This is a genomic window from Bradyrhizobium canariense, from assembly GCF_018130465.1.
Lineage (GTDB): Bacteria > Pseudomonadota > Alphaproteobacteria > Rhizobiales > Xanthobacteraceae > Bradyrhizobium > Bradyrhizobium canariense_C.
This window is the reverse complement of record NZ_JAFCKJ010000007.1, coordinates 57,343-83,916: the sequence shown is the minus strand read 5'-3', so window position 1 is coordinate 83,916 and position 26,574 is coordinate 57,343. Positions and strand designations below refer to the sequence as shown.

Below are 26,574 nucleotides of genomic sequence, written 5' to 3'. Positions count from 1 at the left end.
GGGCTTCGACTGGTTGCTACCGGGGAATCGTCCCCGGGGAACCGCCGAGGGCCCCGTGATGCTTGCGCGCGACGACCAAGATTCCCTGAAAAAAACACCGCTTCACGGGCTTCACGTGTCGCTTGGCGGCAAGATGGTGCCGTTCGCCGGCTATGACATGCCGGTGCAATATCCGGCGGGCGTGCTGAAAGAGCATCTCCATACCCGCGGCCAGGCCGGCCTGTTCGACGTCTCCCACATGGGCCAGATCGCGCTCAGGCCGAAGTCGGGCAAGGTCGAGGACGCCGCCCGCGCGCTGGAACGGCTGGTGCCGCAGGACATCGTCGCGATTGCACCAGGCCGGCAGCGCTACGCCCAGTTCACCAATGCCGATGGCGGCATTCTCGACGATCTGATGGTCGCCAATTTCGGCGATCACCTCTTCCTGGTCGTCAACGCCGCCTGCAAGGCCGAGGACGAGGCGCATCTGCGCGCGAATCTCTCGGACGACTGCATTATCGATTCACTGGCCGACCGCGCGCTGATCGCGCTGCAGGGCCCGAAGGCGGAATCGGTGCTGGCAAAATTATGTGCAGAGGCGCCCGCCATGAAGTTCATGGACGCCGGCCCGCACAAGGTCGCCGGCCTCGACTGCTTCGTCTCGCGCTCCGGCTACACCGGCGAGGACGGTTTTGAAATTTCGGTTCCTGCCGGCGATGCGGAGCGCCTCGCCAGGACGCTCCTGGAAAACCCTGACGTGATGCCGATCGGCTTAGGGGCCCGCGACAGCCTGCGGCTGGAAGGCGGCCTCTGCCTCTACGGCCACGACATCGACACCGAAACCACGCCGGTCGAAGCCGCGCTGGAATGGTCGGTGCAGAAGAGCCGCCGCACCGGCGGCGCGCGCGCCGGCGGCTTTCCCGGCGCCGAAAAGATTCTGGCCCATTTCGACCACGGCGCATCCCGCCGCCGCGTCGGCCTGCGCACCGAGGGCCGCGCGCCGGTGCGCGAGGGCGCGCTGCTGTTTGCGGACGCGACCTCCGGCGAGCCGATCGGAAAGGTCACCTCGGGCGGTTTCGGCCCGAGCCTGAATGCGCCGGTCGCGATGGGTTATGTGCCCACCGCATCGAGCGCGATCGACACAAAACTCTTCGCCGAGGTGCGCGGCCAGCGGCTGCCGCTTACCGTCGCCGCCATGCCCTTCGTGAAAAACACCTACAAACGCTGAGGACTGAGAAAATGACCACGACGCTCTACACCTCCGACCACGAATGGCTCGCGATCGACGGCGATGTCGCCACCGTTGGGATCACCGACTACGCGCAGTCGCAGCTCGGCGATGTCGTGTTCGTCGAATTGCCCAAGGTCGGCCGCACGCTGAAGAAGACCGAAGCCGCCGCCGTCGTGGAATCGGTGAAGGCCGCATCGGACGTCTACGCGCCTGTTACGGGCGAAGTGCTCGAGAACAACGCCGCGCTCGCCGCCGAGCCCGCGCTGGTGAACTCGGATGCGCAAGGCGCGGCCTGGTTCTTCAAGATCAAGATTGCCGACAAGAGCGAGCTCGGCGGCCTCATGGACGAAGCCGCCTACAAGGCACACACGGCGTGAGATGAAGCAGACCCAAGCGGTCGTCATGCCCCGCGAAGGCGGGGCATCCAGTAGCCACCGGCAGCGCGGATTGAACCGAGAGGCCGCGGCGTACTGGATCGTCCGCCTACGCGGACGATGACGACGAGAGATGATTGAAAGCGAGGACCCATGATGACCGCGCACCGCAAATCCAACGGCGACACCGCCAGCTTCGTACGCCGCCACATCGGCCCCTCGCCACGCGACGTCACCGCGATGCTCGAGGCCGTCGGCGCGAACAGCGTCGACGCCCTGATGGCGCAGACGCTGCCGGCCTCGATCCGGCAGGCTGCCCCGCTCGATCTCGGCAAGCCGCTCAGCGAGACCGAGGCGATCGCGCATATGGGCGAGCTCGCCGCCCAGAACCAGGTCTTCACCTCGCTGATCGGCCAAGGCTATTCCGGCACGATCTTGCCTGCGGTGATCCAGCGCAACATTTTGGAGAGCCCGGCCTGGTACACCGCCTACACGCCCTACCAGCCCGAGATCAGCCAGGGCCGGCTTGAGGCGCTGCTCAACTTCCAGACCATGATCTGCGATCTCACCGGGCTCGACGTCGCCAACGCCTCGCTGCTCGACGAGGGAACCGCGGCGGCCGAAGCGATGGCGCTCGCGGAGCGGCACTCACGGGTCGAAGCAAAGGCCTTCTTCGTCGACAAGGACGTGCACCCGCAGACGCTCGCCGTGATGCGCACCCGCGCGGAGCCCCTGGGCTGGACCCTGGTCGTCGGCGATCCCCTCACCGATCTCGACAAGACGGACGTGCTTGGTGCGCTGCTGCAATATCCTGGCAGTTCAGGCGCCGTGCGTGACCTCAGGCCCGCGATCGCGAACCTGAAGGCCAAGGGCGCACTCGCGATCATCGCCGCCGATCTGCTGGCGCTGACACTGCTCGCCTCGCCCGGCGAACTCGGCGCGGACATCGCCATCGGCTCGGCGCAACGTTTCGGCGTCCCGATGGGTTATGGCGGGCCGCACGCAGCCTATATGGCGGTGCGCGATGCGCTGAAGCGTTCGCTGCCCGGCCGCATCGTCGGCCTCTCCGTGGACTCGCGCGGGATGCCGGCCTATCGCCTCGCGCTGCAGACCCGCGAGCAGCACATCCGTCGCGAGAAGGCGACCTCCAACATCTGCACCGCGCAGGTGCTGCTCGCCGTGATCGCCTCGATGTATGCGGTCTATCACGGCCCCGAGGGACTGGCGCAGATCGCGCGCAACGTGCATCGCCGCGCCGCTGTGCTGGCTGCAGGCCTGCGCAAGCTCGGCTTTGCGCTACAGTCCGACAGCTTCTTCGACACGCTCAGCGTGGATGCCGGCGCCAAGCGTGCCGAGATTATCGCGCGCGCGGCCGCCGAGAAGATCAATCTCGGCGTTGGCGACGACAGCTTGCGCATCGCACTCGACGAGACCACGACACCCGCGACGGTGGAAGCGGTCTGGCGCGCCTTCGGCGGCACGCTTGCCTATGCCGAGATCGACGCCACCACGCGTGAGGCGCTGCCGGAAGCGCTGAAGCGCACGACCTCCTTCCTCACCCACCCCGTGTTCCACGCGCATCGCTCGGAGACAGAGATGCTGCGCTACATGCGCAAGCTCAGCGATCGCGACCTCGCGCTCGACCGCGCGATGATCCCGCTCGGCTCGTGCACCATGAAGCTGAACGCGACCACCGAGATGATGCCGCTGACCTGGCCCGAGTTCGGCTCGTTGCATCCTTTCGCCCCGCGCGAGCAGGCACGCGGCTACTCCGCGCTGTTCGCGCGCCTCGAGAAGTGGCTGTGTGACATCACCGGCTATGACGCGATCTCGTTGCAGCCGAATTCCGGCGCGCAGGGCGAATATGCCGGGCTTTTGGCCATCCGCGGCTATCATGCCGCGCGCGGTGAGACGCACCGCAAGATCTGCCTGATCCCCTCTTCCGCCCACGGCACCAACCCGGCCTCGGCCGCGATGGTCGGCATGGACGTCGTGGTGGTCGCCTGCGAGAAAAATGGCGACGTCGACGTCAACGATCTCCGCGCCAAGGCGGAGAAGCACGCGAACGACCTCGCCGCGGTCATGATCACCTATCCCTCGACGCACGGCGTGTTCGAGGAGCACATTCGCGAGATCTGCGACATCGTGCACGGCCATGGTGGCCAGGTCTATCTCGACGGCGCCAACCTCAATGCGCAGGTCGGCTTGTCCCGGCCCGGCGACTACGGCGCCGATGTCAGCCATCTCAATCTGCACAAGACCTTCTGCATCCCGCACGGCGGCGGCGGCCCGGGCATGGGCCCGATCGGCGTCAAGGCGCACCTGGCACCATTTCTGCCCGGCCACCCTGCAACGCAGGCTGACGCGCCGGTCGGCCCGGTCTCGGCGGCGCCGTTCGGCTCGGCCTCGATCCTCACCATCTCCTACATCTACATTCTGATGATGGGCGGCGAAGGATTGAAGCGCGCCACGGAGATCGCGATCCTCAACGCCAACTACGTCGCAGCAAGGCTCGATGCGCATTTTCCAGTGCTCTACAAGAACGAGAAGGGCCGCGTCGCCCATGAATGCATCGTCGATCCCCGCGCGCTGAAGACGACGTCCGGCGTCACCGTCGACGACATCGCAAAGCGCCTGATCGACTACGGCTTCCATGCGCCCACCATGAGCTTCCCGGTGCCGGGCACGCTGATGATCGAGCCGACCGAATCGGAATCGAAGGCGGAGCTGGATCGCTTCTGCGATGCCATGATCGCGATCCGGAAGGAAATCGCCGAGGTCGAAGCCGGCCGCTTCAAGATCGAAGCGTCCCCGCTCCGTCACGCGCCGCATACGGTGCACGACATCGCGGATGACGACTGGAAGCGCGCCTACACCCGAGCCGAGGGCTGCTTCCCCGCGGGCACCTCGCGCACCGACAAATACTGGAGCCCTGTTGGGCGCGTCGACAACGTCTATGGCGACCGCAACCTGGTGTGCTCGTGCCCGCCGGTGAGCGATTATGCGGAGGCGGCGGAGTAGGACCCGACGGAGGTTTCGTAGGGTAGGCAAAGCGACTCGTCCGCCGTAGCTCGAAGAGCGAAGGCGGAAGTGGGCCCACCTCCTTTGTCTGAGTTGAGATATGGTGGGCACGGCACTTGCGCGCCTTCGCCCACCCTACGGACCCTGCACTGTGGATGCATGTCAGGGCTTGACCAGCGAGCGCGTCTCGCGATCCCATCGCCACAGCCGCTCGTTGGTCAGTTCAGTCCCACCCCACCAGCGTTTGATCGGGTTGTGGCGCCACATGTCGTCTTCGCGGGCGAGAAGGGAACGCCCGAGTTCAGTCAACGTGACCTTCCACTCGCTCCTGCCAAAGTAGCGGTCGTCGTTGTCGAACGACGGATCGCCCAACAGCACCGGCGGCGTCGAATATTCCGCCAGTTCGAGCAAGGCATCGCTCGCGTCGTTTTCGTCGAACACATCGCGAAGCCAGCACGCCTCGCAGACGCGCCCCGGGTCGGTGTACCCTTCGTTCACATAATCCAGCAGATCCATCTCGCTGGCACCGAGTCCTGTCACGCTGTCCGGCAGCTCTTCAAGCACTGCAATCAACGCCGATCGAAGTCTCGGCAGGATCGCCAGATCCGTCATCAGCAGATCGAAACAGGCCTCCGGCGTTTCGGCTTGGTAGGCTCGCCAGGCGCGGCTTGCGGCCACCAAATGGTTATCGGTCACCTTGAAGGCCGGCAGCCGCCATTTTGCAACAGACTCCCGGGCATAGTTGGCGACCTTGTCATCCGTATGCACCAGGCTCAGCTTCGTCGTGATCTCCTTGTAAGGGCGAAGCAGGTCGAGCAGCCAGACGAGTACGAGCTGATCATTGGGCAAGGGATCGACCCATATTTCAATTGAGTCGAACTTCGCACACAGTTCGAACAAACCGATATCGCGTGTCCCGAACCCCTCCAGCGAACCGCAGCCAACGTGATCGAGCCAATGATCGCCTGGATTGCAGTGCTTTGCTGATCGCCGATCGAGCCCCATCAAAAGCTGCTCCTCGGATGGCAATTTCCTCCAGACGAAGCGCAGATAGAACCCGAGCGCAACGTTCGCCAAGCCTGCCTGACGAAGCGCGTTTGCTGCAAGATAGTTCGTGGCGAGGATCAAATGTGACACGGTGATCTCTCAATCAAAGACAACATGAGAATCAGGAATGTCATCAGGAGCGCCCCCACATCAGGTCGGCGCGATCAACGAGCGGGTCTCGGGGCCCCACCGCCAGAGCCGCTCGTTGGTCAGATGAGTGCCGCCCCACCAACGATCAATCCGGTTGTGGCGGTGAAAATTCTGGTCGCCTCCCAGCACCGCCTTGCCGAACTCGGTCAGCGACAATTGCGACCCCTTGTATCGATCGAAGCGACTTGAATCGTTGTGCATCTCTAGCGAAAACGGACCTTCATCCAGTCCCGCCACGGCCGGCCTCTCGCAGCGCGCAAGGCCGTCAAGCAGGGCTCCAACTTCCCAATAACCATATACATCCAGCTCGTAGCACTTCTGATGGCCCGGAAAGACATCGAAAGGCTGCATGCCGCCTCGCGCGATGAGCTGGAGTATCCGCGCTTCCGTGGCTCCAAGGCCTGAGGCGGGGCGCGGAAGTTCTTCGAGGAGAGCCCTTACGTGAGGGCCGAGTTGTGGCAGCCAGCTCAAATCCGTCTTGAAGAGATCCCTCCAACTTTGCGGGGTCGGCGCACGATAGGCCCGCCATGCACGGCTGGCCGATTTGAGTTGACGAGGTGTGATCGCGACAACCGGCGGATAGAGTTCGCCTCGCGGTGGGTCGACATCCCTGACACCCAAGAACAGGGAGCGCACGACAAAATCGGGATTTGCATCGTGTCGGCGGCCCCAATAATCGAGCAGCCAGAGCAGGATCAATTGCGCATTTGGCTCCGCCCCTCGCCAAAACTCGACCGAGCCATATCCCGCGAGCAGTTCGATCAGTCCTTGATCCTTCGCGCCTGATCCGTCGAGACGCCAGGACGGCGTATCGTCGAGCCAATGAAGCCCGCGAGGCTGCGTCGTACGCGGCGCAAAGAACGCGTCCAGCTCTGCTTCGGTCGGCAAGGGTCCCCAGACCAGCCGGCGCTCGATCGCAATCACGAGGTCGGCAAGGCCCGCCTGTTGAATGGCGCCGGCGATGGACGAGTCAGTCGTGACAATGAGCCGCGTCATGCATGGCCTCAAGGCTTCGTCAAAACATGGCCGTAACGCCACAGCCGTAGGCCGCCAACCGGGCAGTCTCGAACTCTCGAGCCGTGATACGCACGACATCAATGTGCGGCTCGGACGCAGCGAGATCCTCACCGCGTTCCGTCGTCAGCTCGGATGCCACAAGTCGAAGTCTAAGCTTTCGCGTTAGCGCTGAGCAGGAGCTGAGGTGGTCCAGCAAGCAGACGAGCTGCAACTGATCCCTGGGAGCTCGGGCGAACCAAAGTTCGACCACGTCATATTGCTGGCAGAAGTCCGCAAGGGGCAGGTGTTTGCGGTCCTTGATGTCCTTGGGCCACCGAATGCCCCAATCAGACCAATGATCACCTGGCCTGAGATTCGCTGAACGCGCCCCGAAATAAGCTGCGAGCTTCTCGGGCGAGGGCAGCGGTCCCCACTCAAAGTGAAACGAGGAAGAGATGACAAGCTCCGCCAACCCCGATTGGGCGAGCTCGCTTCCGGACGAGCTGGTCAGGATCAACCGTTTCATCGCGCCCCCCGAGCACGAACAATCCCGAACGAAAACAGGCGCCGAAGACGTCGGCAACTCAACGTCCTCAGCGCCCGCTCCTCGCGAAAAACTCTAGCCGTTGAAGCTTACTCGTCCGCCGGCTCCTCGCCGTCGGCGTCACGCTCGGGGCTGCCGGCGAGAATCTGCTCGGCGATCAGGCCGGAGTTCTGGCGGATCGAGGTTTCGATCTTGGCGGTGATGTCGGGGTTGGCCTTCAGGAACGCTTTCGAATTCTCGCGGCCCTGGCCAAGACGCTGGCTGTCATAGGAGAACCATGCGCCGGACTTTTCGACGATACCGGCCTTGACGCCGAGATCGAGGATCTCGCCCATCTTGGAGACGCCCTCGCCGTACATGATGTCGAACTCGACCTGCTTGAAGGGCGGCGCCAACTTGTTCTTCACGACCTTGACGCGCGTGGTGTTGCCGACCACCTCGTCGCGCTCCTTGATCGCGCCGATGCGGCGGATGTCGAGGCGGACGGAAGCATAGAATTTCAGCGCGTTGCCGCCGGTGGTGGTCTCCGGCGAGCCGTACATCACACCGATCTTCATGCGGATCTGGTTGATGAAGATCACCATGGTGTTGGACTTGTTGATGGACGCCGTCAGCTTGCGCAGCGCCTGGCTCATCAGACGGGCCTGCAGACCCGGCAGCGCATCGCCCATCTCGCCCTCGAGCTCGGCCTTCGGCACCAGGGCCGCGACCGAATCGATCACCAGCACGTCGACCGCGCCGGAGCGCACCAGCGTGTCGCAGATTTCCAGCGCCTGCTCGCCGGTGTCCGGCTGCGAGATCAGGAGCTCATCGATGTTCACGCCCAGCTTGCGCGCATAGACCGGGTCGAGCGCGTGTTCGGCGTCGATGAAGGCGCAGATGCCGCCCTTCTTCTGCCCTTCCGCCACCGTGTGCAGCGCCAGCGTGGTCTTGCCCGACGATTCCGGCCCGTAGATCTCCACGACGCGCCCCTTCGGCAGGCCGCCGATCCCGAGCGCGATATCGAGCCCGAGCGAGCCCGAGGAGACCGCCTCGACATCCATCGAACGGTCGTTCTTGCCGAGCTTCATCACCGAGCCCTTGCCGAACTGCCGCTCGATCTGGGAGAGCGCGGCGGCCAGAGCTTTACTCTTGTCCATGGAGGATCCTTCGACGATACGCAGGGCAGTGGTGGACATTGGGTCGTGCTCCTTATGGCGAGGATTCGCTAGTTGGACAAACGGCTGGCGAGGCGGCGCGGCGATAAAAGCAATGTACCCTATTTGTTCCAGGTTCGCAATATGTTCTTTTGCGGATTTGAGCGGTGGCCTGTTTCCGACCTCAGTGGCCTAGTTTGATTTTGGGAGTTGCCTGATTTGATTTTCTGGAACTATCCCACCTAGGTCTCGTACTTAGTCCTACAGAGCGGATACGCTCGGCCATCAACGGCGAGCTAACGGTTGATCGCATCAAGGAACTAGTGAAGCAATTGCAGGCCGAGAGAACGACCCTGCACAGAGTAAGGCCGCCTCAGTCGGCCAACTCACAAAGGAACAATCGGCCTGGCGGCGCGTTTGTTTGCGCCCCCAGCCGAAAGGTTGGCCCCCCACTGCTGGAGGAAAACCCGCAAGGCGGGTTGGCGGCCCCCTACTGGGGCCGTTTAAAATTCAGGTGCTGGCATATTTCCGGCGCTAGTGGCCTAGTTTGAAATGGGCAGTGGCCTGATTTGCTTCGTTAACTTTTGCGAGGTGATCAAGATTGACCATATTTCAGGTACCGCACATGCCACACTGAGCCATCACCGCGCGGTCCCTGGCTTTCATCGGTGATGAGAACGCAACTAGCGCTCCCGCCTCCTCTAAGGAAAGGAGCACCGCCATGCACCGACGCCGTTTCAAGCAAACCACCTCCCTTGAAGAGCGCCTTGCAGAACAAGCCCAGCGGCTTCACCAGGAAGCCAAATCGCTCCCACCAGGTATCGAACAGGAGCGGGCAGTCCGCAAAGCTCGGCAAGCCGAGACCGGCGCTCACATAAGTGAGTGGTTAAATTCGCCCGGCTTACAGCCGCCGAAGTGATTTCCTAACCAAAGAGGGGCGCGTGATCCCACCAGACTTGGTTTTGAAAGTTGCCATCGTAGGGCTGAGCGTCTTTTCGACGGTCCTAGCGTCTATGCTGTATTTCAATTTGTGAGGCCGCCTCGGTTGGGGCCTCTTTCATTTCATAGCCCCTTGCCGACCAGCACCCGGATTTGGCCGCTGCCTGCCCGCCGTCGGTCCGATGTGAGACCGAAGCCTGCTTCGTAAGCCGGCGCAAAATTACGAGGAAGTCTCAGTTGCACGACGGCTGCCATAGCCGGTACGCGCAGATGCTGGGCAGGCCCCTGCCATTAGGGCGAGCCGTCCGAGGACCGTAAGAGGCCGCCCCAGCTGGCGGCCTCTGTCGTTTCACGGAGCGGCCGGAGGATTCTCCATCCCTCCTCACCCAAACATGACGCGCATCAACACGGATGACCCGAACACGGATGGCCTGCGCGCCGTCAGAATTCCGTAATCCTGCGGCACCGAACCTTTTCGCGGTCTGCGCCTTCTCTTGAATGGGACCGCAATTCTGGGGACCTCAGTCATGACGGATCACACGCATCACGATACGGCCAAGCGCAATCCCCTGCTGAAGGCGGCGCAGGAGGAGATGACCAAGTTCGAGCGCAAGGAAAACGAGTTCCGCAAGAAGGACCGCGAAGAGCGTGCCGCCGAGCTCCGCTTGCCGCTGGACGCGATCAAGGTTCATTAGCCCGCCAGGACGGGCTTCGGAGCCGACCGAGGCCGGGTTGCCGACGCGGCCTGCGGCGGGCGGTGTTCGCCGCCGGGACCGCGTTGGAGACGATGTCCGCGGGGAGCGGCCGCCCGTGATATCAACGGGATCGGCGTGGGAATCGGGATTCGCCTGCCTTGGAGGCGAGTCCGAGCACGATATGGCATCTCAATGCTACCAGCAAACCATTGATTGAACGACACAATTTCCCAGCGGGCTACTGTGCATGGGGTTGTTTTCGATTTTTTTGAAGGCGCGCAGGGGCCTTCCACCACCGAAAGCGCAATCTGGGCGCGGGGCTGCCGCCGTCCCGTGCCATGGCCTACAGCAGCGCCAGCAGCACGATGCCGATCACCAGCACCACGAAGCCAGCCGCCGTCGCGGCGGCGAATGACCGCTCTACGTTGTCCATGATGCCACCCCGTTGCCGGCGCGCCACGTTTCCCCCATGGCTGCACCGTCGCTACAAAATCTCGCCTGCGCTTGTGTCCTGAGTTGTGCGAACGGATGTCGAAATTGGGACGGGTGCGGGGCCAGTCTGGGGCCTCACCGCCCCCCGACTTTCGCGGCCATTGTCTGTTTGCGGGCACGGGCGAACGCACCGGGCCGGATGCGATTCGTGGCCCTGTCAGGCTGTCGTAAGCTGAGCCGGCTAGGGTCGTCTGGCTATGGTGTTGCAGCCCAGCACCTCAGCCTCCAATAACCTTCTCCCCGCTTGGCTCTCCCCAAGCGGGTTTTTTTTCATGCCGATTTTTATGCCGGCCGGCCGGTTTGCGAACCGCCCTCCTCCTGCGTCAGCCGCAGCGAGAAGGCACGGATCGCCGGCGCTGCGAGCAGCACGATCGGCAGCATCGCCGCCCATGCGATCAGCCACGACACCATCCAGTGCGAGAGGAAGACGAGCGCGTTCCCTGCGGGAAAGCTGGCGATGCCCGCGGCGATCAGCGAGGTCAGTCCGGACTGGATGATTCCGAACACGAAATGAGAATAACGGCGAGGAATGCCCGGCATGACGCGCCCATGTTGCTTAGCCTCATCGGACCAAGCAAGGCACATGCCGTCGCGCGCCGGAGGGCGCCATTTGCCCGGCCCAGGAACTCTGTTCTTGGTCGGAGAACCACGGGCACGAGGTCTCGCGGCGCCGCGCGCGGCCGGCGTCCTTTCGGAACGCGTGCGTTGCGAGATAGCCGTGAAATATCCGGGGTTTACCGACAGATTTAACTTCCCGGGAATATTATGCAGCCCAGCATGTTTGCAGTGATGGAAGTGAATCGTGGGGAGATGGCCATGAATCACAGGGGCGTCGAGTTCACCGTCGCCAAGACGGCAATTCCCGGAATCTGGCAGTGGCAGTTCCGGATCGGCGAGCAGATCAAGACCGGCAGGACCGAGACCAAGATCGATCTATTGGCGATCCGGCGGGTGCAGCTGCGCATCGACCGGGAGCTGAAGGCGATCGGGCGCAAGACGGCCTGAGCCGCCAGCCTGAGACGTCGGCGCCCTGCGCGCCGCAGGGCGCACACGCGCCCATGGGGGCTATTCCGTAGCCGCCCGGAATTGATCTGCGGGTGGTTTGGGAATGGAGTGCCCGCGATTATGGCCGTGGGGACGGAGCCATCACGCGCGATCGGTGCGAACCATGCCGCTCTACTTCTTTCGAATCCGGAACGGCCGCTATTCCGGCTGTGCCGACCAGGCGTCGGAATTTGCCGATCGCAATTTGGCCTGGAAGGAGATGACCAGCGTCTGCGCCGACATGGCCGCCGGCATCGCCCGCAAGCTCCAGGAAAATTCCGAATGGCACATGGAGCTGCTGGACGAGGCCAAGGAGCCCGTCTTCCGGATCCGCATCACATCCGAAACCTTCGAATAGGGGCCGGCGTTAGTCCGCGCTGGGCAGCCGCCGCATCGTGAATTCGATGTCGCCGCCGGGCAGCTCGCGCCAGTTCTCGACCGCGCTCATATAGCCGGCCTTGGGGTAGCGGGCGAAGAAGGCCTGCGCCCTCTCCCGCGCCGCCGCGCGCGGCAGTGTGAAGGTCTCGCGCAGATAGCCGTCGCCGGCCATTTGGCCGGGCTTGCCGCCCATCTTGCGCCGGCGCGCCATCCGCTCGGCGAGATCCCGCGGACGATCGGCCATGCGATCAGCCATGTCCTGCCCTCCTCGACGCAATACGCTCCCGCGCAATGTAGGAAGCAGGCCGATCAAAGAGGAGTCCCGGCCGGAGGCATCAGTCGCCTCCGATCGGGCAGAAGGTCAATTGGCGGTCGTGCCGGACTTCTTCTTCGGCGCACCGGTTGCGGCCGACGCCTTTGGCGCCGCCGGCTGCTTCGGCGGGTCGGAGCGCATGCCGCCCCAGGGATCGTTGGACGCCTTGGAGTCCGGAATCTTCTTCAGCGTTTCCTTGTAGGCCTTGTCACGCTCGGCTTCCGCGGCCTTCTCCTCGGGGGTCTTGCTCGGACCGTCCTGCAGCAAATTGAGATTGGGCATTTGCGCGTAGGCCGGTCCCGCCAGCACGGTCGGTCCCGCCAGGACAGCCAGTACCGCGGCCATACGGAAAAGCTTCATCATTGACTCCTTGATCATCCATGGCGGCGCGGGTCGCCCGCACCTTGTCACCCCTGTCACAGCCGCAGGGGCCGCTCGGCCCGCTAGAGCCGATCCGATCTGCACGATTTCGGCGAATGTAGCCAGTCGTCCCAGATCGGGCCGCACTTGGTGCACCCGTTCAGCAACAGGCCGAGCGCGGCCAGACAAAACACGAGGACATACCGACGCAACATCATCCACCCATACCCACTCCGTGGCATCATATCGGGCGAAGTCAGGCATTTTCAAGCCGACGGGACCCGCGGCAGACCGGGTGACTTTGCCGTGCCGATCCGCTCAGAATGGCCGAAACATCCGGCAACACGAAGGAAACGACAGCAATGCCATCGCAGCCAGAAGCCGAGTTCGGCATCACTGAGGCCAGACGCATCCTCGGCGACGTCTTTGCGCCCTGGGTCCAGGATCTCAACCTGTCGGTCGAGCGCATCGAGCACCTTCCGCCGCCGGACGTGCCCGACTGGCAGCCGGCAGCGCTCTTGCGCATGCCGTTCTCGGAGCGCCTGTGCCGCAACGGCGGCGTGGTCTGCGGCCAGGCGCTGATGGCGCTCGCCGACACCGCGATGGTCATCGCGAACCTCGCCGCCAACCGCGGTTATCGTCCGATGACGACGGTCGACCAGACCACGCATTTCATGCGCGCCGTCTCCTCGTCGGACGTGCTGGCCGACGCCCGCGTGGTGCGACTCGGACGCACCATGAGCTTTGGCCGCGTCACGCTGCTCTCGGCCACAGACAACAAGCCCGTGGCGATGGTGTCGAGCGCGTTCGCGATGCTGCCGGGGTGAGCATCATCCGAAAAGAAGAAAGCCGCGTGAGCGCAAAGCGAACCGCGGCTCTCGATGGCGATCGTGTCGAAGCAAGGGACCGAGGCGCGGTTGCAATCACGCCTCGGCCGCACGCATCGGAAGTTACTTGCCGAGCACCTCGTCAGCCGCGGTGACGATGCTGACGTTCGGATTCTTTCCGCAATAGGTGCCAAACTTCTTGGCGTTCTCGACGAACACATCGGTGTCGAAGATCGCGTTGTCCTCGTCGCCCTTGTACCAGCCGTCCATCCAGGTCAGCACCATCTTGATGGTGTCGTCGCCGCTCTCGAGGAACTGCTTGCAGCTCATTGTCGCGAGATCGAGCTTGGTGGCGTGGGCGGGCATCGACGACAGCGAGAACGCTGCGGCGAACAGAAGCGAAAGCGTGGTCTTCATCAATATCTCCATCGGCGCGTAACGCCACAAAGGAAAGGCTTGGGGGAAAGTCGGCGGAGCTGCCTCCGCTTCACGTCGTAAACGAAGTCTGAAGCGCTGTGCAAGTAGCGCCAGTATTGAGTTTAGTTCAACGTAATTTCTATGCACTATTTCACAAATGTCATTATGGATTAACGCGGATGATCGAGAAACGTGCAGCGCAGCGTTACCGTGTTTTCAAGGGTGGAACGATCACCTTCGAAAACAGCGGCATCGCGTGCACGGTGCGAAACATGTCGGCGAACGGAGCCGCAATCGAGCTCGACGCCACCGTCGCATTGCCGCAATCGTTCACGCTCGCGATCGCGCGCGACAATTTCGTGCGGAAATGCCGCGCAGTCTGGCGCAGCGAGAGGCGCATCGGCCTCGCTTTCGTACAGTAGCGCGCACGATGTGAACGATCGTTCGCATCACATCCACAACACGATGATGATTGCCTTGATTCATTGCGGCGGCTCGAGCGCAGATTCACACCGGCTTGCCGGTGTCGCGGTCGAGCACGACGACGAAACCTCGCCTGGCCGGCGTGCTCGCCATCGGCCTGCCATTGGCTGCCCGATGCCTGGCTACGGTGACGATACGAGGCGCGTGATGAGAGAGGTCAAATGGCCCGGCCGGAGTTCGTCAACGCCCGCCTCGCCTATTTCGGCTTCTTGGCAGGTTCAGGCGGACGCGCCCCGCTCCACGGATCGTACTTCTCCTTGGACTCGGGAATGCGCTCGAGTGCGGCCTTGTAGGCCTTCTCGTCGACCTTGGGCTTGTTGTCCGCTTTCTGGCCGCCCTCGTTAGGCTGACGCCTGCCGCCGCCCATCTGCGCCTGCGCCGAGGCAACCGCCAGCGCCAGTACCGCGGCCGCTATGACCAAAATCCTCATTGGCGCAATCCCCCTCGTCTGGGATACAAATTAGCCTGCAATCCCGGAATAGCAAATGCGGCGGGTTCCAGGCCTTCAGGAAATTCTACCTTCAGGAAATCCTGCCTTCAGGAAATCCTGGCCTCAGCAAATCTTGATCGGCCGGGACTTCGTCGGATCGCATTCGTGCCTATCTGTTGGCCCGCAGGGGACCTTCACGGATGTTGCGGATTATTGCTCAAGCGGCGCTGCTGGCCGGCGCGCTCGCGCTCGGTGCCTGCGGCTTTGCCGACAGCCGCGCTCCGGTGCCCGAGTTCATGCGCATGAAGGAAGCCGAGCAGCCGCCGCCCGAATCGCCCCCAGACGTCAAACGCGTCGTGCGCGAGCAGATCGAATTCGTCTTCCTCAGCACGTCCTATCCGCGCGAGGTGCATGTCGCCACACCCCATCGCGAGGTGCGGGGACCGGGCTGGACAGCTTGCGTCCGCGCCCAGCTCACCTCGGCGACCGGCTCGTCGCTCGGCCCACAGACCTACATCGTGACCATATCAGGCGGAAAGGTGGTCGATCGCCGCCGCGCCGAAGCCGACGACATCTGCGGGTCAGAAAGCTACGAGCCGATCTAGGAACCAATCACGCCGGACACGCGATCCGGTTCCGGGAAAAACCTGTAATTCTGCCGGAACGATCACCGCCTCCCTTTCTTGTTACCGCCGAGGGCAGTTTCGAGGAGGACATGATGAGGACGTTCACGATTGCATTGCTGGCGGGCGTCGGAGCCTTGGCCGCGGTGAGCGGCGCGAAGGCCGCCGACATCTACACGACCAGCGAATACACCAGCCCCGATCTCGTCCAGGAAGTGCGGCTGGTCTGCGACGATTCCGGCAATTGCTATCGCACCCGCGGCGGCTCGCGCGTGATCGTGCGCGACTCCTACGCGACCATGCCGCGCGACCACTACTATGAGCGCCGCAGCCATCGCGACTGGGACGATGGTCCGCGTGGCGGCGTCGGCATCCGCGCACCCGGCGTCAGCGTTGGCGTCGGTGTCGGCGGGGACCGCTGGTAGTCAATCTGGTAGTCAATGATGACATGACAGGCGGACCGGACGAGGCAACTCGCCCGGTCCCGCCTGTATGATCGCATCACAGACGTCAGGCGGCGACTGTCTGCTGCTGGAATTGCTCGTAGGCCGCGATTGCATCCGCGGCATACATCAGCGACGGTCCGCCGCCCATGTAGACGGCCATACCGAGTGTCTCCTCGACCTCCTCGCGCGTTGCACCGAGCTTGACCAGGGCTTCGGTATGGAAGCCGATGCAGCCGTCGCAATGCGCGGCAACACCGAGCGCGAGCGCAATCATTTCCTTGGTCTTCTTGTCCAGCGCGCCGTCGCGCGTGGCGGCCTGGGCAAGCGCGGCAAATCCCTTCATGGTGTCGGGAATGTCGCTACGCAGCTTGCGCATGTTGGCGGAGATTTGGCGGGTGATCTCGGGGTAATTCTTGTCCATGACTTACTCTCTGCGTTTACTCTAGGTGTCGAGCGGGTCGGCCGGCGTGACGAAGCGCGTCAACGACGGCAGGTGAGCGATGAAGCGGGCGAGCACCATGCCGGCGCTCATCGAAGCGACGAAAATGACGGCGGACACGGAGCCAAATCCGAGCGCGGTCAGCGCCGGCCCCGGACAGAAGCCCGCCAGTCCCCAACCCACACCGAAGATCGCGGGACCTGCGATGATCCTGGGATCGATGTCGCTTCGCGTCGGAAGATAAAATCGTTCGGCGAAGTAGGGACGCGCGAGTTTCAGGACGCGTTTGAAGCCGGTGAAAGTCACGGCCACCGCGCCAGCCATCACGAAGGCAAGGCTCGCATCCCACGTCCCCGCCGGAATACCGCCGACGTCGAGGAAGTTCAGGACCTTCGCCGGATTCGACATGCCCGAGACGATCAGGCCGAGGCCGAAGATCAGGCCGATCAGGAATTGAAACGGTATAGCCATCGCCATCAGTTCCAGTGCCGCATCACGAGGACCGTCGCCATGCCGGCCGCCATGAAGGTGATGGTCGCGACCAGCGAGCGCGCCGAGAGCCGCGACAGGCCGCAGACGCCGTGGCCGGAGGTGCAGCCACTGCCCCAGACCGAACCGAAACCCGTGAGCAAGCCGCCGACAATCAAAATGGCCGGGCTCGCCTCGATCGTCTGCGCCGGCAGGCTTCCGGTGACGAACCGCACCAGCAATGGCGCGGCGACGAGACCTGCGACGAAGGCAACCCGGCCAGGAAATTGGCGGTCCTCGTAAGGGGGAAACAGCCCCGCCGCGATGCCGCTGACGCCGGCGATCCGCCCCGTCGCCCACATCAGCAGAACGGCAGCCAAGCCGATCAGCGCGCCGCCAACAAGGGAGGCGATCGGCGTAAATGATGTCGAGACCATGCGACCTCCGGATCGAGAGCACGCCCGGCGCGGGCACCGAATACCGTTATTTTAGTTCTTTCGTATTTTCGAATATACTAATATATAGATCGACCATGAAACGCAAGCTCCGCAATCAAGAGTTGGTCGCGCTTGAGGAGAAGGCCGAGGAGGCCTCCCGCCTCCTCACGGCCATGGGCAATACGAAGCGGCTGCTGGTCCTCTGCAACATGCTGGACGGCGAGAAGTCGGTCGGCGAACTCGCCGACATCGTGAGCCTGTCGTCGGCCGCACTATCTCAGCATCTCGGCAAGATGCGCGCATTGAGCCTGGTCAAACCCAGAAGGGATGGTCAGACGGTATACTACAGCATCGCGAGCCAGGAAGTCCGCACGTTGCTGGAGACGCTGTACCGCCTCTTCTGCACTCCCGGATAGGCCTCTCGCCCGCGCTAGACGCGAGGAGCGCAGGATGACCGACGACACCATCATCGAGGGACCGCTCTACGAGAAGCGGAAGAAGGTCTACCCGCAATCGGTCCACGGGCCGTTCCGCCGCATCAAATGGGCGATCCTCTGCATCACGCTCGGGACCTACTATCTGCTGCCCTTCATTCGCTGGAACCGCGGACCCGGCCTGCCGAACCAGGCTGTCCTGGTCGACTTGCCGCATCGCCGCTTCTATTTCTTCTTCATCGAACTGTGGCCGCAGGAGGTCTATTACTTCACGGGCCTGCTCATCATTGCCGCCATGGCACTGTTCCTGATGAACGCGGTGGCCGGTCGCATCTGGTGCGGCTACATGTGCCCACAGACGTTATGGACCGATTTGTTCTATGCAGTGGAACGCTGGGTCGAGGGCGACCGGCGCGAGCGCATGCTGGGCGACAATCGCTACTGGACTTTTGCTCACGTCCGGAGGGTCGCAACCAAGCACTTTCTCTGGATCATGATCGCCTGGTGGACCGGCGGCGCCTGGGTGCTCTATTTCGCGGACGCGCCGACGCTGGTGCAGGAGCTCGCCACCTTCCAGGCTCCCTTCGTCGCCTATCTCTGGATCGGCATCCTGACCGCAACGACCTACGTTTTTGCAGGTCACGCCCGCGAGCAGATGTGCATCTACATGTGTCCCTGGCCGCGCATCCAGGCGGCGCTGACCGACGAATGGGCGCTCAACGTCACGTATCGCCACGACCGCGGCGAGCCACGCATGTCGGTGAAGAAGGCGCAAGTCGCCCGCACCCATGGCGATATCGCGGGCGACTGCATCGACTGCCACCAGTGCATCAATGTCTGCCCGACCGGCGTCGACATCCGCCACGGCATCCAGCTCGGCTGCATCCAATGCGGCCTGTGCATCGACGCCTGCGACAACGTCATGCGCGAGATCGGCCGGCCCGCCGGCCTGATCGGCTACGATACCGACATCAACATGCAGCGCCGCAGCGAGGGCAAGGCGCCGATTTACCGCATCATCCGCGCGCGCACCCTGATCTATACCGCGGCCATTGCCATCGTCGGCGGCATCATGCTCTACGCGCTCGCCACGCGCGCGACGATGGACGTCAACGTGCTGCACGAGCGCAACCCGCTCTTCGTTCAGCTCGCCGATGGCGGCGTCCGCAACGACTACACCGTGCGCATCCTCAACAAGGGCGCGCAGCGGTCGTTTGCGCTCGAAATCTCCGGCCTGCCGGGCGCGACAATTCGCGTCGCCGGCATCGAGGCCGGAGCTGACGGCAAGCCCGTCGTTGAGGTCGGACAGGATCAGACCCGCGAGGTCCGACTTTCGGTGCTGGTCGGCCCGGCGCAGCTGCCGCAGACCTCGCGCGACATCGACATCGGGATCACCGACACCGCCGGCGGCGGTCGTGCAAGCGCCCGCGACCATTTCGTGCTGGGTGACCGGTAGGCACCGTCTCCCGCGGCATCCGGCGGCTTGCCGCCGGATGCTCAACGAGACATTAATATTACCACTCGAATTGAAGCGGCGTCCCAACGGTATTTTCCAATCTTTGCGCTAAGCATGGCCTCCTGAACGGGGACGACGGGACGTGGTCGATATCGCGCACCAGGCTGCGGTCAATCCGGCATCGGCAAAGCATGCCGCGGCGTCGCGCGCGCGCGTCCCGCTCACGGCGATCGAACCCGGCCAATGGCGCGCACTCGCGCAGCGCGCGATCGAGCCGAACGGATATTACCTGCCGGGCTGGGAGCTCGCCGTCAGTGCAACCGCGCGCAGCCGCACGGATGCCTCGGCGCTTCCCGCCTGCGATGGATCGCGGCTAATCGGGCTGATGCCGGTGATCTCACTCTGGCGCGCATGGAAAATCCCCCTGCCCGCGCTGGTGAGCGCGCATCCCTACGGCACGCTGTGCAGCCCGCTGATCGACCGCGAGGCCCCGATCGAGGCAGCGACGCGCCTGTTGCAGCAAGCCCGCGCGGCCGGAGCGCATGCGCTCGTGCTGAACGACGTCGCGCTCGACGGGGCGGCAATGACCGCCCTCAATCAGGTTCTAAATCGCGACGGGCTGAAGCCGCGCCTCCTGAGCTCCTACATCCGCGCCAGCCTGGACGCGACGCAGGACAGTGAGACGCTGCTACGCGACGCGCTCGGTACCAAGAAGCTCAAGGAGCTGCGCCGCCAGCGCCATCGTCTCGAAGAACACGGCGCCGTCGCGTTCGACGTGGCGCGCAGCCCGGACGAGATCAGGCCGGCGCTCGAAACATTCTTGCAGCTCGAAGCCAGTGGCTGGAAGGGCAAGCGCGGCACCGCGCTGGTCCAGCATGCCGGCGATGCAACCTTCATCCGCCGCGCGGTTCCTGCGCTGGCAGAAACCGCGCAATGCGAGATCATCACCCTTCGCGCCGGCGCGACGCCGGTGGCAGCCGGCATCGTGCTGCGCCATCAGGACCGCGCCTTCTTCTTCAAGCTCGGCATCGACGAGCGCTTTGCACGATATTCACCGGGCGTGCAGCTCACGCTCGAGCTCACCCGCCGCCTCTGCGCCGATCCCGCCATCGCCAGCGCGGATTCCACGGCGAGCCCCGATCACCCCATGATCAATCCGATCTGGCGCGGGCGCTTCGCAATCGGGGACGTGCTGATTCCGTTGCGGCGGAATGACCCCATCGTGGCGCTCGTTCACGCAGCGCTTGCGGCGCACGGCATCGCCTACGCGGCGGCGCGCCGCGCAGTTCGCCTGCTTCGTAAATAGGACAGCTCCTACTCCGCCGCCTGGGCGTTGATCTCCGCCGAGACCTCGCGGATGGCGCGCGCGAGCATGTTGGGATCCTGTGCGCCTGAGACGGCGTATTTCTGCGCGAACACGTAGGTCGGCACGCCGGAGATGCCCTTCTCGGCGGCTTCCTGTGCGTCCGCGGATACGCGCGCGACGTCCTCGTCGGTAGCGAGGCGCTTGCGCACGTCGTCGGCATCGAGGCCGACGTCGGCAGCCGCCTGCACAAGCACGTTCAAATCGGTGAGGTCGCCGCCGTCGCGGAAGTAGAGCTCCATCAGGCGCTGCTTCATCTCGGGCGCCTTGCCGATCGCCTCGGCCCACAGGATCAGGCGGTGGCAGTCGGTGGTGTTGGGCTGACGCGCGACCAGCTCAGGCCGGTAGACGAGCCCCTCTTCGCTCGCGGCCGCAACGACGCGCCCCGCAATGCCCTTATAGGCCTCGACCGAGCCGAACTTCTTGGTGAGATAGTCCTCCCGGCTGATGCCCTCGGACGGCACCCAGGGATTGAGGAAGAAGGGACGGAAATTGAGCTTGACCGGAACGTCGGGCACCAGCGCCAGCGCGCTCTCGATCCGGTGCTTGCCGATATAGCACCAAGGGCACACCACGTCGGAGACGACGTCAATCTGGAGCGGTTTCAGCGTGCTCATGTCAGGCGCCTCCTTCGAGCGGTACAGGTTTGCCCAAAGATAAGCCGAACCCGTTCCGAGGCAAGGCCGCTAGCTCATGGCTGCTGCCATTTGTCGGAGCCGCTCGGCAGTGCGCTCGTCGGCCGGAAAGAAGGTCTCCAGCGCCAGCTCCGACAGGGTGATGTCGACGGGCGTACCGAACACCATGGTGGTGGAGAAGAAACTTAGTATCTCCCCGTCGTGGCGCAGCTTGAAGGGGATCGCGACATTGTCGCTCGACAGTGGTGCCGCGCGCGCCGGGATCGGATAGCTCTTCAGGTCGTTGTAGAGCTTGATCAGCTCAGGATCGGCGGTGGCCTCGCATTGCCGGTGCAGCCGCTCCAGAAGATGCCCGCACCATTCCGCGAGATTGACCGTGCGCGGCGCCAGCGCCTCGGGATGGAAGGCAAGCCGCAGCACGTTGAGGGGCTGGCCGAGCAGCCGCTGCGGAATGCCGGCGAGCAGTGGCGCCAGCATGCGGTTGGCGGAGACCAGATTCCAGTGCCTGTCATAGGCCAACGCCGGATTGGGCTCATGCGCCTTGAGGACAAGGTCGATCGCCTGGCGGGCTGGTTTCAAGGCGGGATCCTCCAGCGGGCGCTGCGGAAAGGCGGGGGCATACCCGGCTGAGACCAGCAGCACGTTGCGTTCGCGCAAGGGCACGTCGAGGCGCTCGGCGAGCCTGAGCACCATGTCGCGCGAGGGAGCGGCGCGGCCGGTCTCGACGAAACTCAAATGCCGCGCAGAGATCTCGGCCTCGCCGGCGAGATCGAGCTGGCTCATGCGGCGGCGCTGCCGCCATTCGCGCAAATGGTCGCCGATATGGACCGGCTGGCTGCGTTCGGCCTGTGCCGTGGATGCATGTGCGTTCATGGTCGAAAACCTAGCACGCAGATTTCGGCGCTTCCATTACGTCAGAGGTAATCGAATTGGGCCCCGGGCCGGCGCATCTTCGGTCGCAACAGGAGACGACCATGATCGCACTGCTGCTCTACCGGACTGTCGCGGACCACCTTGTTCCCTGGGCCATGGCGTTCGCAACCCGGATGCTGGCGCGCAGCCTCAACATGCCGGAGCCGCTGGTGCATTCGACCGGCGACTATGTCGTCGCGCAGGTCACCGCCTTCGAGCATGGCCTCGGCAGGAACCTCTGCCCGTTCCGCCTCGCCCGCCTGCTCCGCGCCCGGTGGCGCGGACGGCACTGAGTTTTCCCTGAGCCCAACCCAACCATGGAGACCCACGATGATCGACGCATCCAGCTTCCTCCGCCGCGCGCTTCTTGCCGACGCGATCTTCAGCGGCATCGCCGCTCTCGGTTTCACCTTCGGCGCCAGCGCGTTCGCGTCGCTGTTCAACCTGCCCGAAGCGCTGCTGCGCGAGACCGGCCTGTTCCTGATCGCCTACACCGCACTGGTCGGCTGGCTTGCCTCACGCGCCTCCGTGGCAAAGCCGCTCGTGCTGCTGGTCGTGGTCGGCAACGCGGCATGGACGGTCGGCAGCATCGCGCTGCTGCTCTCGGGCGCGGTGTCGCCGAACCTTGCCGGCGAGCTCATGGTCGTGGCGCAGGCGATCGCGACCGGCGTGTTTGCCGAGCTGCAATATGTGGGATTGCGCAGGAGCGGGAGTGTGTTGGCAGTGTGAGGCCACATCACTCGCTGTCGTCGCCCAGCTTGACCGGGCGACCCAGTATTCCGAGAAGTCAGTTGGATACGGAGAAGCTGCGGCGTACTGGATGCCCCGCTTTCGCGGGGCATGACAGTTGTGCCAGAAGCTCGAACTCAGGCTACGCCCGCGCGCGGCCGTTGGCCTTGCCGACGGCATGGCCATTGAGCTTCTTCTTCTTGGCGCCTTTGGCGCCCGCCTTCTCGGCCTTGCGCTCCGCGCGCGCCTTCACCTTGGCGCGTTCGGTCCGTGCCTCGGCGCGCAGCTTCTTGCGCTTCTTCTCGCAAGATTCGCACTTGCAGCCGATCGGCTTCAGATAGGCTTTGAAATAATCGGTGCCGTAGTCGTAGTTGATCTCGTCGCCAGGCTCGATGTTCTTGATGGCGCGGATGAAGACCTTGCGCTCGCGCGGCCGCACGTCGGATTCGGCGTTGGGCCGGCACGAATGGTTGATGTAGCGCGCGAGGTTCTTGCGCACCGAGCCGTCGATGGTCCAGCGGCCGTTGAGCTCGAACAGGTATTTGTTCTCGATGTCGTCGTGCTCGGGAATCCGGGAGTCCAGGATCGGTCCGTAATAGCGGATGATCCGGGTGCCCTTCTTGATCGGCTTGGTGGCGAAGAGGCCGAGCCCGGTTTTCGAGCGGCCGACGCGATAAGGTTTGTTCGAAGAGGTGGCTGGCATGATCACGAAAAACGAGGACGCGAATGAGGCTGAAAGAGCCCAAGCGAAGCCGCCCTTCTAGAACGATTCCGCGCCGCTGTCAGGTGTCTGTCGACCCTGTTTGAACCTTGCCCACAATCAAGACGTCTGATGGTACGGAGTTCCCGCTCGATCAAAGGCGCCGTCATGATCCGCATCACCACCGCAGGCCTGGCCGTGTTGCTGATGTGCGGTCTCGACCGCGCCGACGCCCAATTCGTGGGCAGCCAATATACCTCGACGGCCCCGAAGGATTGCCGCCAGATCGGCAAGCCCAGCGAGCTCGACGGCAGCACCACGCGGGTCTGCAAGGGCAAGGATGGCCTCGTGGTCCTGATCGCCGAGGACGATCTTCGTGAAATCGTCTCCGTCGGCCGCAATCGCAAGGCCGCGGCCGAGGAACCTGCGGCAAAGGTCTGGTTCGCTCCGTTCAACTCGTCCGAGACCACCGTCGAATGGCGCACGGCGGCCGCCAAGCCGTTTGCGATGATCCAGCGCTGGCACATCGCCGATGGCACCGATCCCGACAAGCAGGGGCGGCCGAACACCAAGGCCATGCTCATCGTGACCCGGTTGCCGCCCGGCCCTGTCTGCCATGTCGCTTATGTCGACGCGATCGCCAACCCGAACAGCAATGAGCTCGCGCGCAAGGCGGCAGACGACTTTGCCCGCAGCTTCGTGTGCGGCAAGGACGAGGTGAAGATCGTTGGTGCCAGCGGCCGCGCGGTCGAGCTGGCGACGAAGCGCTAGGCTTTCGTCTTGGCGCGGTCATCGCAAGGGTTGCGCTCGTCCCGGCTGAATCAGGGACCCGGCGGCTTCCCGGTTATGGGGGCCGTCAGCATCGCCTCGAGCAGGCGTTCGGCCGTCGTCCCCTCGGGCAGCCGCCCCAGGATGTCCGAAAGCCGTCCGTCGAGCAGCAGCGTGGTGAAGCCATGCACCATCGACCAGGCGCGCGCGATCGCGGCGCCCTGATTGAGCGTCAGCGCATCGCCGCTGATCTGCTCCTGCCGCATCATGCCGACGGCGTTGGCGAGCCCGGCAAAGGAAGCCTCGGCGGCCTCGTGCAGCGACGGCCTGGAATAGTCGAGGCGCTCGGTGCGGAACATGATGCCGTACATGCCGGGATGAGCCTGGGCATAGGCGACATAGGCTTTCGGCCGCGCCAGCGCGCGCTCGAGCGGGGTGGTGGCGGTGTCACAGGACGACGCCATCGCCGCATTGAACTGACGGAAGCCGACCGCCGCGAGCTCGCTGAGAAGCCCGGTGAGGTCGCCGAAATGATGGGTGGGCGCGGCATGCGAGACGCCCGCCTCGCGCGCCACCGCGCGCAATGTCAGGCCGGCGAGGCCGTCACGCTCCAGCACCCGTTCGGCGGCCTGGAGCAGCGCCTCGCGCAGCGCGCCGTGGTGATAGGGCGCCTCGGTCTTGACGCTCGATATGCGGCGCGCGGAACGCGGCGGCGTCCCCGCTGCCGACGATGTCTTTCGCGGCGTGCGCGCGCGCCGCGGGGATTCGGTCCTGATTTCACTCTTGCCCATGGTGAAGCTATAAGACGCAATATTGACAGTGTAAAGATTTCCCTTGACTGCCGCGACGGCCGGCATTATTTGATCTTTACGTTGTAAAGATATGGAGGATACGCCGTGCAGCAGGACGCCGTCACTGAGCGCCGCCACAACCTCGCGCCGATTCCGTTCGAGGCCGACGCCCGCTTCCTCAAGATCATCGGTGAATTGCCGCGTGAGCTGAACGGCACGCTCTATCGCAACGGCCCCAATCCGCAGTTCGAGTCGCCCGGCGCGCACTGGTTCGTCGGCGACGGCATGCTGCACGCCTTTCACCTCGAGAACGGCCGCGCCAGCTATCGCAACCGCTGGATCCGCACGCCGAAATGGCTGGCTGAGCACGATGCCGGCCGCGCGTTGTTCGGCGGCTTCGGCCGCAAGCTGCCGGATGCCCCGGCGCACCTCACCGACGGCGGCGTCGCGAATACCAACATCATCTTCCATGCCGGCAAGCTGCTGGCGCTGGAGGAAGCGCATCTGCCGACCGAGATCGAGCCTGATACGCTCGCAACGCGCGGCTATCACAATTATCAGGGCCGCGTCGCCGGCAGCTTCACGGCGCACCCGAAGATCGATCCGGTCACCGGCGAACTCGTGTTCTTCGGCTACAATGCGGCGGGCCCGCTGACGCCTGCCCTCTCCTACGGGTCGGTCGACGCGTCCGGCAAGGCGACGCGCTTCGAACGGTTCGAGGCGCCCTATGCCAGCATGGTGCACGACTTCATCGTCACCGAGAACCATGTGTTGTTTCCGATCCTGCCCATCACCGGCAGCATGGAGCGCGCGATGAGCGGGCGGCCGCCCTATGCCTGGGAGCCGGACAAGGGCGCCTATGTCGGCGTGATGAAACGCAACGGCACGGCCAAGGACATCGTCTGGTTTCGCTCTGAAGCCTGCTACGTCTTCCACGTCATGAATGCGTGGGAGGACGGCAACCGCATCATCGCCGACGTCATGCAGTTCGAGGAAGCGCCGCTGTTTCCGCATCCCGACGGTCGGCCGACCGATCCGGAGAAGTCGCGCGCCCGGCATTGCCGCTGGACGTTCGATCTCTCGGGGAATACCGACCGCTTCCAGCAGGCTTATCTCGACGATCTCACCGGCGAATTCCCGCGCATCGACGACCGCCGCGCCGGATTGAAGAGCCGTCACGGCTGGTACGCCTGCGCCAATCCGAAGCTGCCGATGTTCGGCGCGCTATCCGGCGTCGTCCATGTCGACGGCAATGGAACGCGCCTCGGCCATTATCTGCTGCCGGCCGGCGACACCATTTCCGAACCCGTCTTCGTCGAGCGGTCGAAGGATGCTCCTGAGGCCGACGGCTGGCTGCTGGCGGTGATCTGGCGCGCGCGGGAGAACCGCAGCGACCTCGCCGTGTTCAACGCCAGGGATGTCGAGGCCGGCCCGGTCGCGCTGGTGCAGCTCGGCCACCGCGTGCCCGACGGATTTCACGGCAATTGGGTCGACGCGCAGTAGCTCTCCCCTCGTCA

The 26,574-nt window shown here is 64.1% G+C and carries 34 protein-coding genes; 18 read left to right on the top strand and 16 right to left on the bottom strand.

Features of this window, described 5'->3' with window-relative positions; genetic code table 11:
* Positions 1-58: 58 nt before the first annotated feature.
* The 3 genes from gcvT to gcvP all read left to right on the top strand — a co-directional run bounded on the left by gcvT (position 59) and on the right by gcvP (position 4,605).
* Positions 59-1,207: a glycine cleavage system aminomethyltransferase GcvT gene (gene gcvT / locus JQ591_RS19580; RefSeq protein WP_211397649.1), complete on the top strand. Its 1,149-nt coding sequence runs from the start codon at positions 59-61 to the stop codon at positions 1,205-1,207.
* A gap of 11 nt (positions 1,208-1,218) precedes the next feature.
* A complete protein-coding gene (gcvH, locus tag JQ591_RS19575; RefSeq protein ID WP_211397648.1) occupies positions 1,219-1,587 on the top strand; it encodes a glycine cleavage system protein GcvH in 369 nt (122 codons plus the stop codon).
* A 153-nt stretch (positions 1,588-1,740) separates the two neighbouring features.
* Positions 1,741-4,605, top strand: a complete 2,865-nt coding sequence (gene gcvP / locus JQ591_RS19570) for an aminomethyl-transferring glycine dehydrogenase (protein WP_211397883.1) — start codon at positions 1,741-1,743, stop codon at positions 4,603-4,605.
* Between the two features lie 162 nt (positions 4,606-4,767).
* On the opposite strand, the gene JQ591_RS19565 is transcribed toward gcvP, so the two are convergent.
* The 4 genes from JQ591_RS19565 to recA all read right to left on the bottom strand — a co-directional run bounded on the left by JQ591_RS19565 (position 4,768) and on the right by recA (position 8,520).
* On the bottom strand, positions 4,768-5,742 hold the full coding sequence (locus JQ591_RS19565) for a hypothetical protein (protein WP_211397647.1): 975 nt from the start codon (positions 5,740-5,742) through the stop codon (positions 4,768-4,770).
* A gap of 60 nt (positions 5,743-5,802) precedes the next feature.
* Positions 5,803-6,798 carry a hypothetical protein gene (locus JQ591_RS19560; protein ID WP_211397646.1) on the bottom strand — a complete coding sequence of 332 codons (996 nt, stop codon included), beginning with the start codon at positions 6,796-6,798 and terminating at the stop codon, positions 5,803-5,805.
* 19 nt (positions 6,799-6,817) lie between these two features.
* The gene (locus JQ591_RS19555) at positions 6,818-7,324 is read right to left on the bottom strand and encodes a hypothetical protein (RefSeq protein WP_249137320.1); all 507 of its coding nucleotides are present in this window, start codon (positions 7,322-7,324) and stop codon (positions 6,818-6,820) included.
* A gap of 107 nt (positions 7,325-7,431) precedes the next feature.
* Positions 7,432-8,520, bottom strand: coding sequence for a recombinase RecA (gene recA / locus JQ591_RS19550; protein ID WP_026233157.1), 1,089 nt, complete (start codon positions 8,518-8,520; stop codon positions 7,432-7,434).
* A gap of 679 nt (positions 8,521-9,199) precedes the next feature.
* Here recA and JQ591_RS35355 point away from each other — a divergent pair.
* Both JQ591_RS35355 and JQ591_RS19545 read left to right on the top strand, forming a co-directional pair.
* Positions 9,200-9,397, top strand: a complete 198-nt coding sequence (locus JQ591_RS35355; RefSeq protein ID WP_249137319.1) for a hypothetical protein — start codon at positions 9,200-9,202, stop codon at positions 9,395-9,397.
* A 547-nt stretch (positions 9,398-9,944) separates the two neighbouring features.
* Complete coding sequence (locus tag JQ591_RS19545) at positions 9,945-10,112, top strand: hypothetical protein (protein WP_211397645.1); 168 nt, start codon at positions 9,945-9,947, stop codon at positions 10,110-10,112.
* Positions 10,113-10,886: 774 nt separating this feature from the next.
* Here the strand turns inward: JQ591_RS19545 and JQ591_RS19540 are convergent.
* A complete protein-coding gene (locus JQ591_RS19540; RefSeq protein ID WP_211397644.1) occupies positions 10,887-11,144 on the bottom strand; it encodes a DUF2798 domain-containing protein in 258 nt (85 codons plus the stop codon).
* Between the two features lie 276 nt (positions 11,145-11,420).
* Here JQ591_RS19540 and JQ591_RS19535 point away from each other — a divergent pair, with 276 nt between their 5' ends.
* On the top strand, positions 11,421-11,609 hold the full coding sequence (locus tag JQ591_RS19535; RefSeq protein WP_211397643.1) for a hypothetical protein: 189 nt from the start codon (positions 11,421-11,423) through the stop codon (positions 11,607-11,609).
* A gap of 163 nt (positions 11,610-11,772) precedes the next feature.
* Positions 11,773-12,006, top strand: a complete 234-nt coding sequence (locus tag JQ591_RS19530) for a DUF6894 family protein (protein ID WP_211397642.1) — start codon at positions 11,773-11,775, stop codon at positions 12,004-12,006.
* Between the two features lie 9 nt (positions 12,007-12,015).
* Here the strand turns inward: JQ591_RS19530 and JQ591_RS19525 are convergent, their stop codons facing one another.
* Both JQ591_RS19525 and JQ591_RS19520 read right to left on the bottom strand, forming a co-directional pair.
* The gene (locus JQ591_RS19525; RefSeq protein WP_211397882.1) at positions 12,016-12,270 is read right to left on the bottom strand and encodes a hypothetical protein; all 255 of its coding nucleotides are present in this window, start codon (positions 12,268-12,270) and stop codon (positions 12,016-12,018) included.
* Between the two features lie 117 nt (positions 12,271-12,387).
* A complete protein-coding gene (locus tag JQ591_RS19520) occupies positions 12,388-12,699 on the bottom strand; it encodes a hypothetical protein (RefSeq protein WP_211397881.1) in 312 nt (103 codons plus the stop codon).
* Positions 12,700-13,061: 362 nt separating this feature from the next.
* Here JQ591_RS19520 and JQ591_RS19515 point away from each other — a divergent pair, with 362 nt between their 5' ends.
* Positions 13,062-13,526, top strand: a complete 465-nt coding sequence (locus JQ591_RS19515) for a PaaI family thioesterase (protein ID WP_211397641.1) — start codon at positions 13,062-13,064, stop codon at positions 13,524-13,526.
* 123 nt (positions 13,527-13,649) lie between these two features.
* On the opposite strand, the gene JQ591_RS19510 is transcribed toward JQ591_RS19515, so the two are convergent.
* On the bottom strand, positions 13,650-13,943 hold the full coding sequence (locus JQ591_RS19510; RefSeq protein ID WP_211397640.1) for an HdeA/HdeB family chaperone: 294 nt from the start codon (positions 13,941-13,943) through the stop codon (positions 13,650-13,652).
* 179 nt (positions 13,944-14,122) lie between these two features.
* Between JQ591_RS19510 and JQ591_RS19505 the strand changes: the two genes are divergently transcribed.
* A complete protein-coding gene (locus JQ591_RS19505) occupies positions 14,123-14,365 on the top strand; it encodes a PilZ domain-containing protein (RefSeq protein ID WP_211397639.1) in 243 nt (80 codons plus the stop codon).
* Positions 14,366-14,622: 257 nt separating this feature from the next.
* Here JQ591_RS19505 and JQ591_RS19500 read toward each other — a convergent pair whose 3' ends face one another.
* Positions 14,623-14,856, bottom strand: a complete 234-nt coding sequence (locus tag JQ591_RS19500) for a hypothetical protein (RefSeq protein ID WP_007602200.1) — start codon at positions 14,854-14,856, stop codon at positions 14,623-14,625.
* A 200-nt stretch (positions 14,857-15,056) separates the two neighbouring features.
* Between JQ591_RS19500 and JQ591_RS19495 the strand changes: the two genes are divergently transcribed.
* Both JQ591_RS19495 and JQ591_RS19490 read left to right on the top strand, forming a co-directional pair.
* Positions 15,057-15,461, top strand: a complete 405-nt coding sequence (locus JQ591_RS19495) for a hypothetical protein (protein ID WP_211397638.1) — start codon at positions 15,057-15,059, stop codon at positions 15,459-15,461.
* 110 nt (positions 15,462-15,571) lie between these two features.
* On the top strand, positions 15,572-15,904 hold the full coding sequence (locus JQ591_RS19490) for a hypothetical protein (RefSeq protein ID WP_211397637.1): 333 nt from the start codon (positions 15,572-15,574) through the stop codon (positions 15,902-15,904).
* An 85-nt stretch (positions 15,905-15,989) separates the two neighbouring features.
* Here JQ591_RS19490 and JQ591_RS19485 read toward each other — a convergent pair whose 3' ends face one another.
* The 3 genes from JQ591_RS19485 to JQ591_RS19475 are packed head-to-tail and all read right to left on the bottom strand — an operon-like array spanning position 15,990 to position 17,269.
* Complete coding sequence (locus JQ591_RS19485) at positions 15,990-16,346, bottom strand: carboxymuconolactone decarboxylase family protein (protein ID WP_211397636.1); 357 nt, start codon at positions 16,344-16,346, stop codon at positions 15,990-15,992.
* 21 nt (positions 16,347-16,367) lie between these two features.
* A complete protein-coding gene (locus JQ591_RS19480; protein ID WP_211397635.1) occupies positions 16,368-16,835 on the bottom strand; it encodes a DUF6691 family protein in 468 nt (155 codons plus the stop codon).
* 5 nt (positions 16,836-16,840) lie between these two features.
* Positions 16,841-17,269 carry a YeeE/YedE family protein gene (locus tag JQ591_RS19475; protein WP_211397634.1) on the bottom strand — a complete coding sequence of 143 codons (429 nt, stop codon included), beginning with the start codon at positions 17,267-17,269 and terminating at the stop codon, positions 16,841-16,843.
* 95 nt (positions 17,270-17,364) lie between these two features.
* Between JQ591_RS19475 and JQ591_RS19470 the strand changes: the two genes are divergently transcribed.
* From JQ591_RS19470 to JQ591_RS19460, 3 genes are all read left to right on the top strand, one after another.
* Positions 17,365-17,685 carry an ArsR/SmtB family transcription factor gene (locus JQ591_RS19470; protein ID WP_211397633.1) on the top strand — a complete coding sequence of 107 codons (321 nt, stop codon included), beginning with the start codon at positions 17,365-17,367 and terminating at the stop codon, positions 17,683-17,685.
* A gap of 34 nt (positions 17,686-17,719) precedes the next feature.
* A complete protein-coding gene (gene ccoG / locus JQ591_RS19465; protein WP_211397632.1) occupies positions 17,720-19,159 on the top strand; it encodes a cytochrome c oxidase accessory protein CcoG in 1,440 nt (479 codons plus the stop codon).
* 142 nt (positions 19,160-19,301) lie between these two features.
* A complete protein-coding gene (locus JQ591_RS19460; RefSeq protein WP_211397631.1) occupies positions 19,302-20,465 on the top strand; it encodes a GNAT family N-acetyltransferase in 1,164 nt (387 codons plus the stop codon).
* A gap of 8 nt (positions 20,466-20,473) precedes the next feature.
* Here JQ591_RS19460 and JQ591_RS19455 read toward each other — a convergent pair whose 3' ends face one another.
* Positions 20,474-21,139, bottom strand: coding sequence for a DsbA family oxidoreductase (locus JQ591_RS19455; protein WP_211397630.1), 666 nt, complete (start codon positions 21,137-21,139; stop codon positions 20,474-20,476).
* Positions 21,140-21,208: 69 nt separating this feature from the next.
* Positions 21,209-22,030, bottom strand: a complete 822-nt coding sequence (locus tag JQ591_RS19450; RefSeq protein WP_211397629.1) for a helix-turn-helix domain-containing protein — start codon at positions 22,028-22,030, stop codon at positions 21,209-21,211.
* 101 nt (positions 22,031-22,131) lie between these two features.
* On the opposite strand from JQ591_RS19450, the gene JQ591_RS19445 reads away from it, so the two are divergent.
* Positions 22,132-22,362, top strand: coding sequence for a hypothetical protein (locus JQ591_RS19445; RefSeq protein WP_211397628.1), 231 nt, complete (start codon positions 22,132-22,134; stop codon positions 22,360-22,362).
* A 37-nt stretch (positions 22,363-22,399) separates the two neighbouring features.
* A complete protein-coding gene (locus JQ591_RS19440; RefSeq protein ID WP_211397627.1) occupies positions 22,400-22,798 on the top strand; it encodes a hypothetical protein in 399 nt (132 codons plus the stop codon).
* Positions 22,799-22,940: 142 nt separating this feature from the next.
* Here the strand turns inward: JQ591_RS19440 and JQ591_RS19435 are convergent, their stop codons facing one another.
* Positions 22,941-23,501, bottom strand: a complete 561-nt coding sequence (locus JQ591_RS19435) for an SET domain-containing protein (RefSeq protein ID WP_211397626.1) — start codon at positions 23,499-23,501, stop codon at positions 22,941-22,943.
* A gap of 165 nt (positions 23,502-23,666) precedes the next feature.
* Between JQ591_RS19435 and JQ591_RS19430 the strand changes: the two genes are divergently transcribed.
* Positions 23,667-24,269: a hypothetical protein gene (locus JQ591_RS19430; RefSeq protein ID WP_211397880.1), complete on the top strand. Its 603-nt coding sequence runs from the start codon at positions 23,667-23,669 to the stop codon at positions 24,267-24,269.
* A 50-nt stretch (positions 24,270-24,319) separates the two neighbouring features.
* Here JQ591_RS19430 and JQ591_RS19425 read toward each other — a convergent pair whose 3' ends face one another.
* A complete protein-coding gene (locus tag JQ591_RS19425; protein ID WP_211397625.1) occupies positions 24,320-25,057 on the bottom strand; it encodes a TetR/AcrR family transcriptional regulator in 738 nt (245 codons plus the stop codon).
* A 105-nt stretch (positions 25,058-25,162) separates the two neighbouring features.
* Between JQ591_RS19425 and JQ591_RS19420 the strand changes: the two genes are divergently transcribed.
* Positions 25,163-26,560, top strand: coding sequence for a carotenoid oxygenase family protein (locus JQ591_RS19420; RefSeq protein ID WP_211397624.1), 1,398 nt, complete (start codon positions 25,163-25,165; stop codon positions 26,558-26,560).
* Positions 26,561-26,574 lie beyond the last annotated feature (14 nt).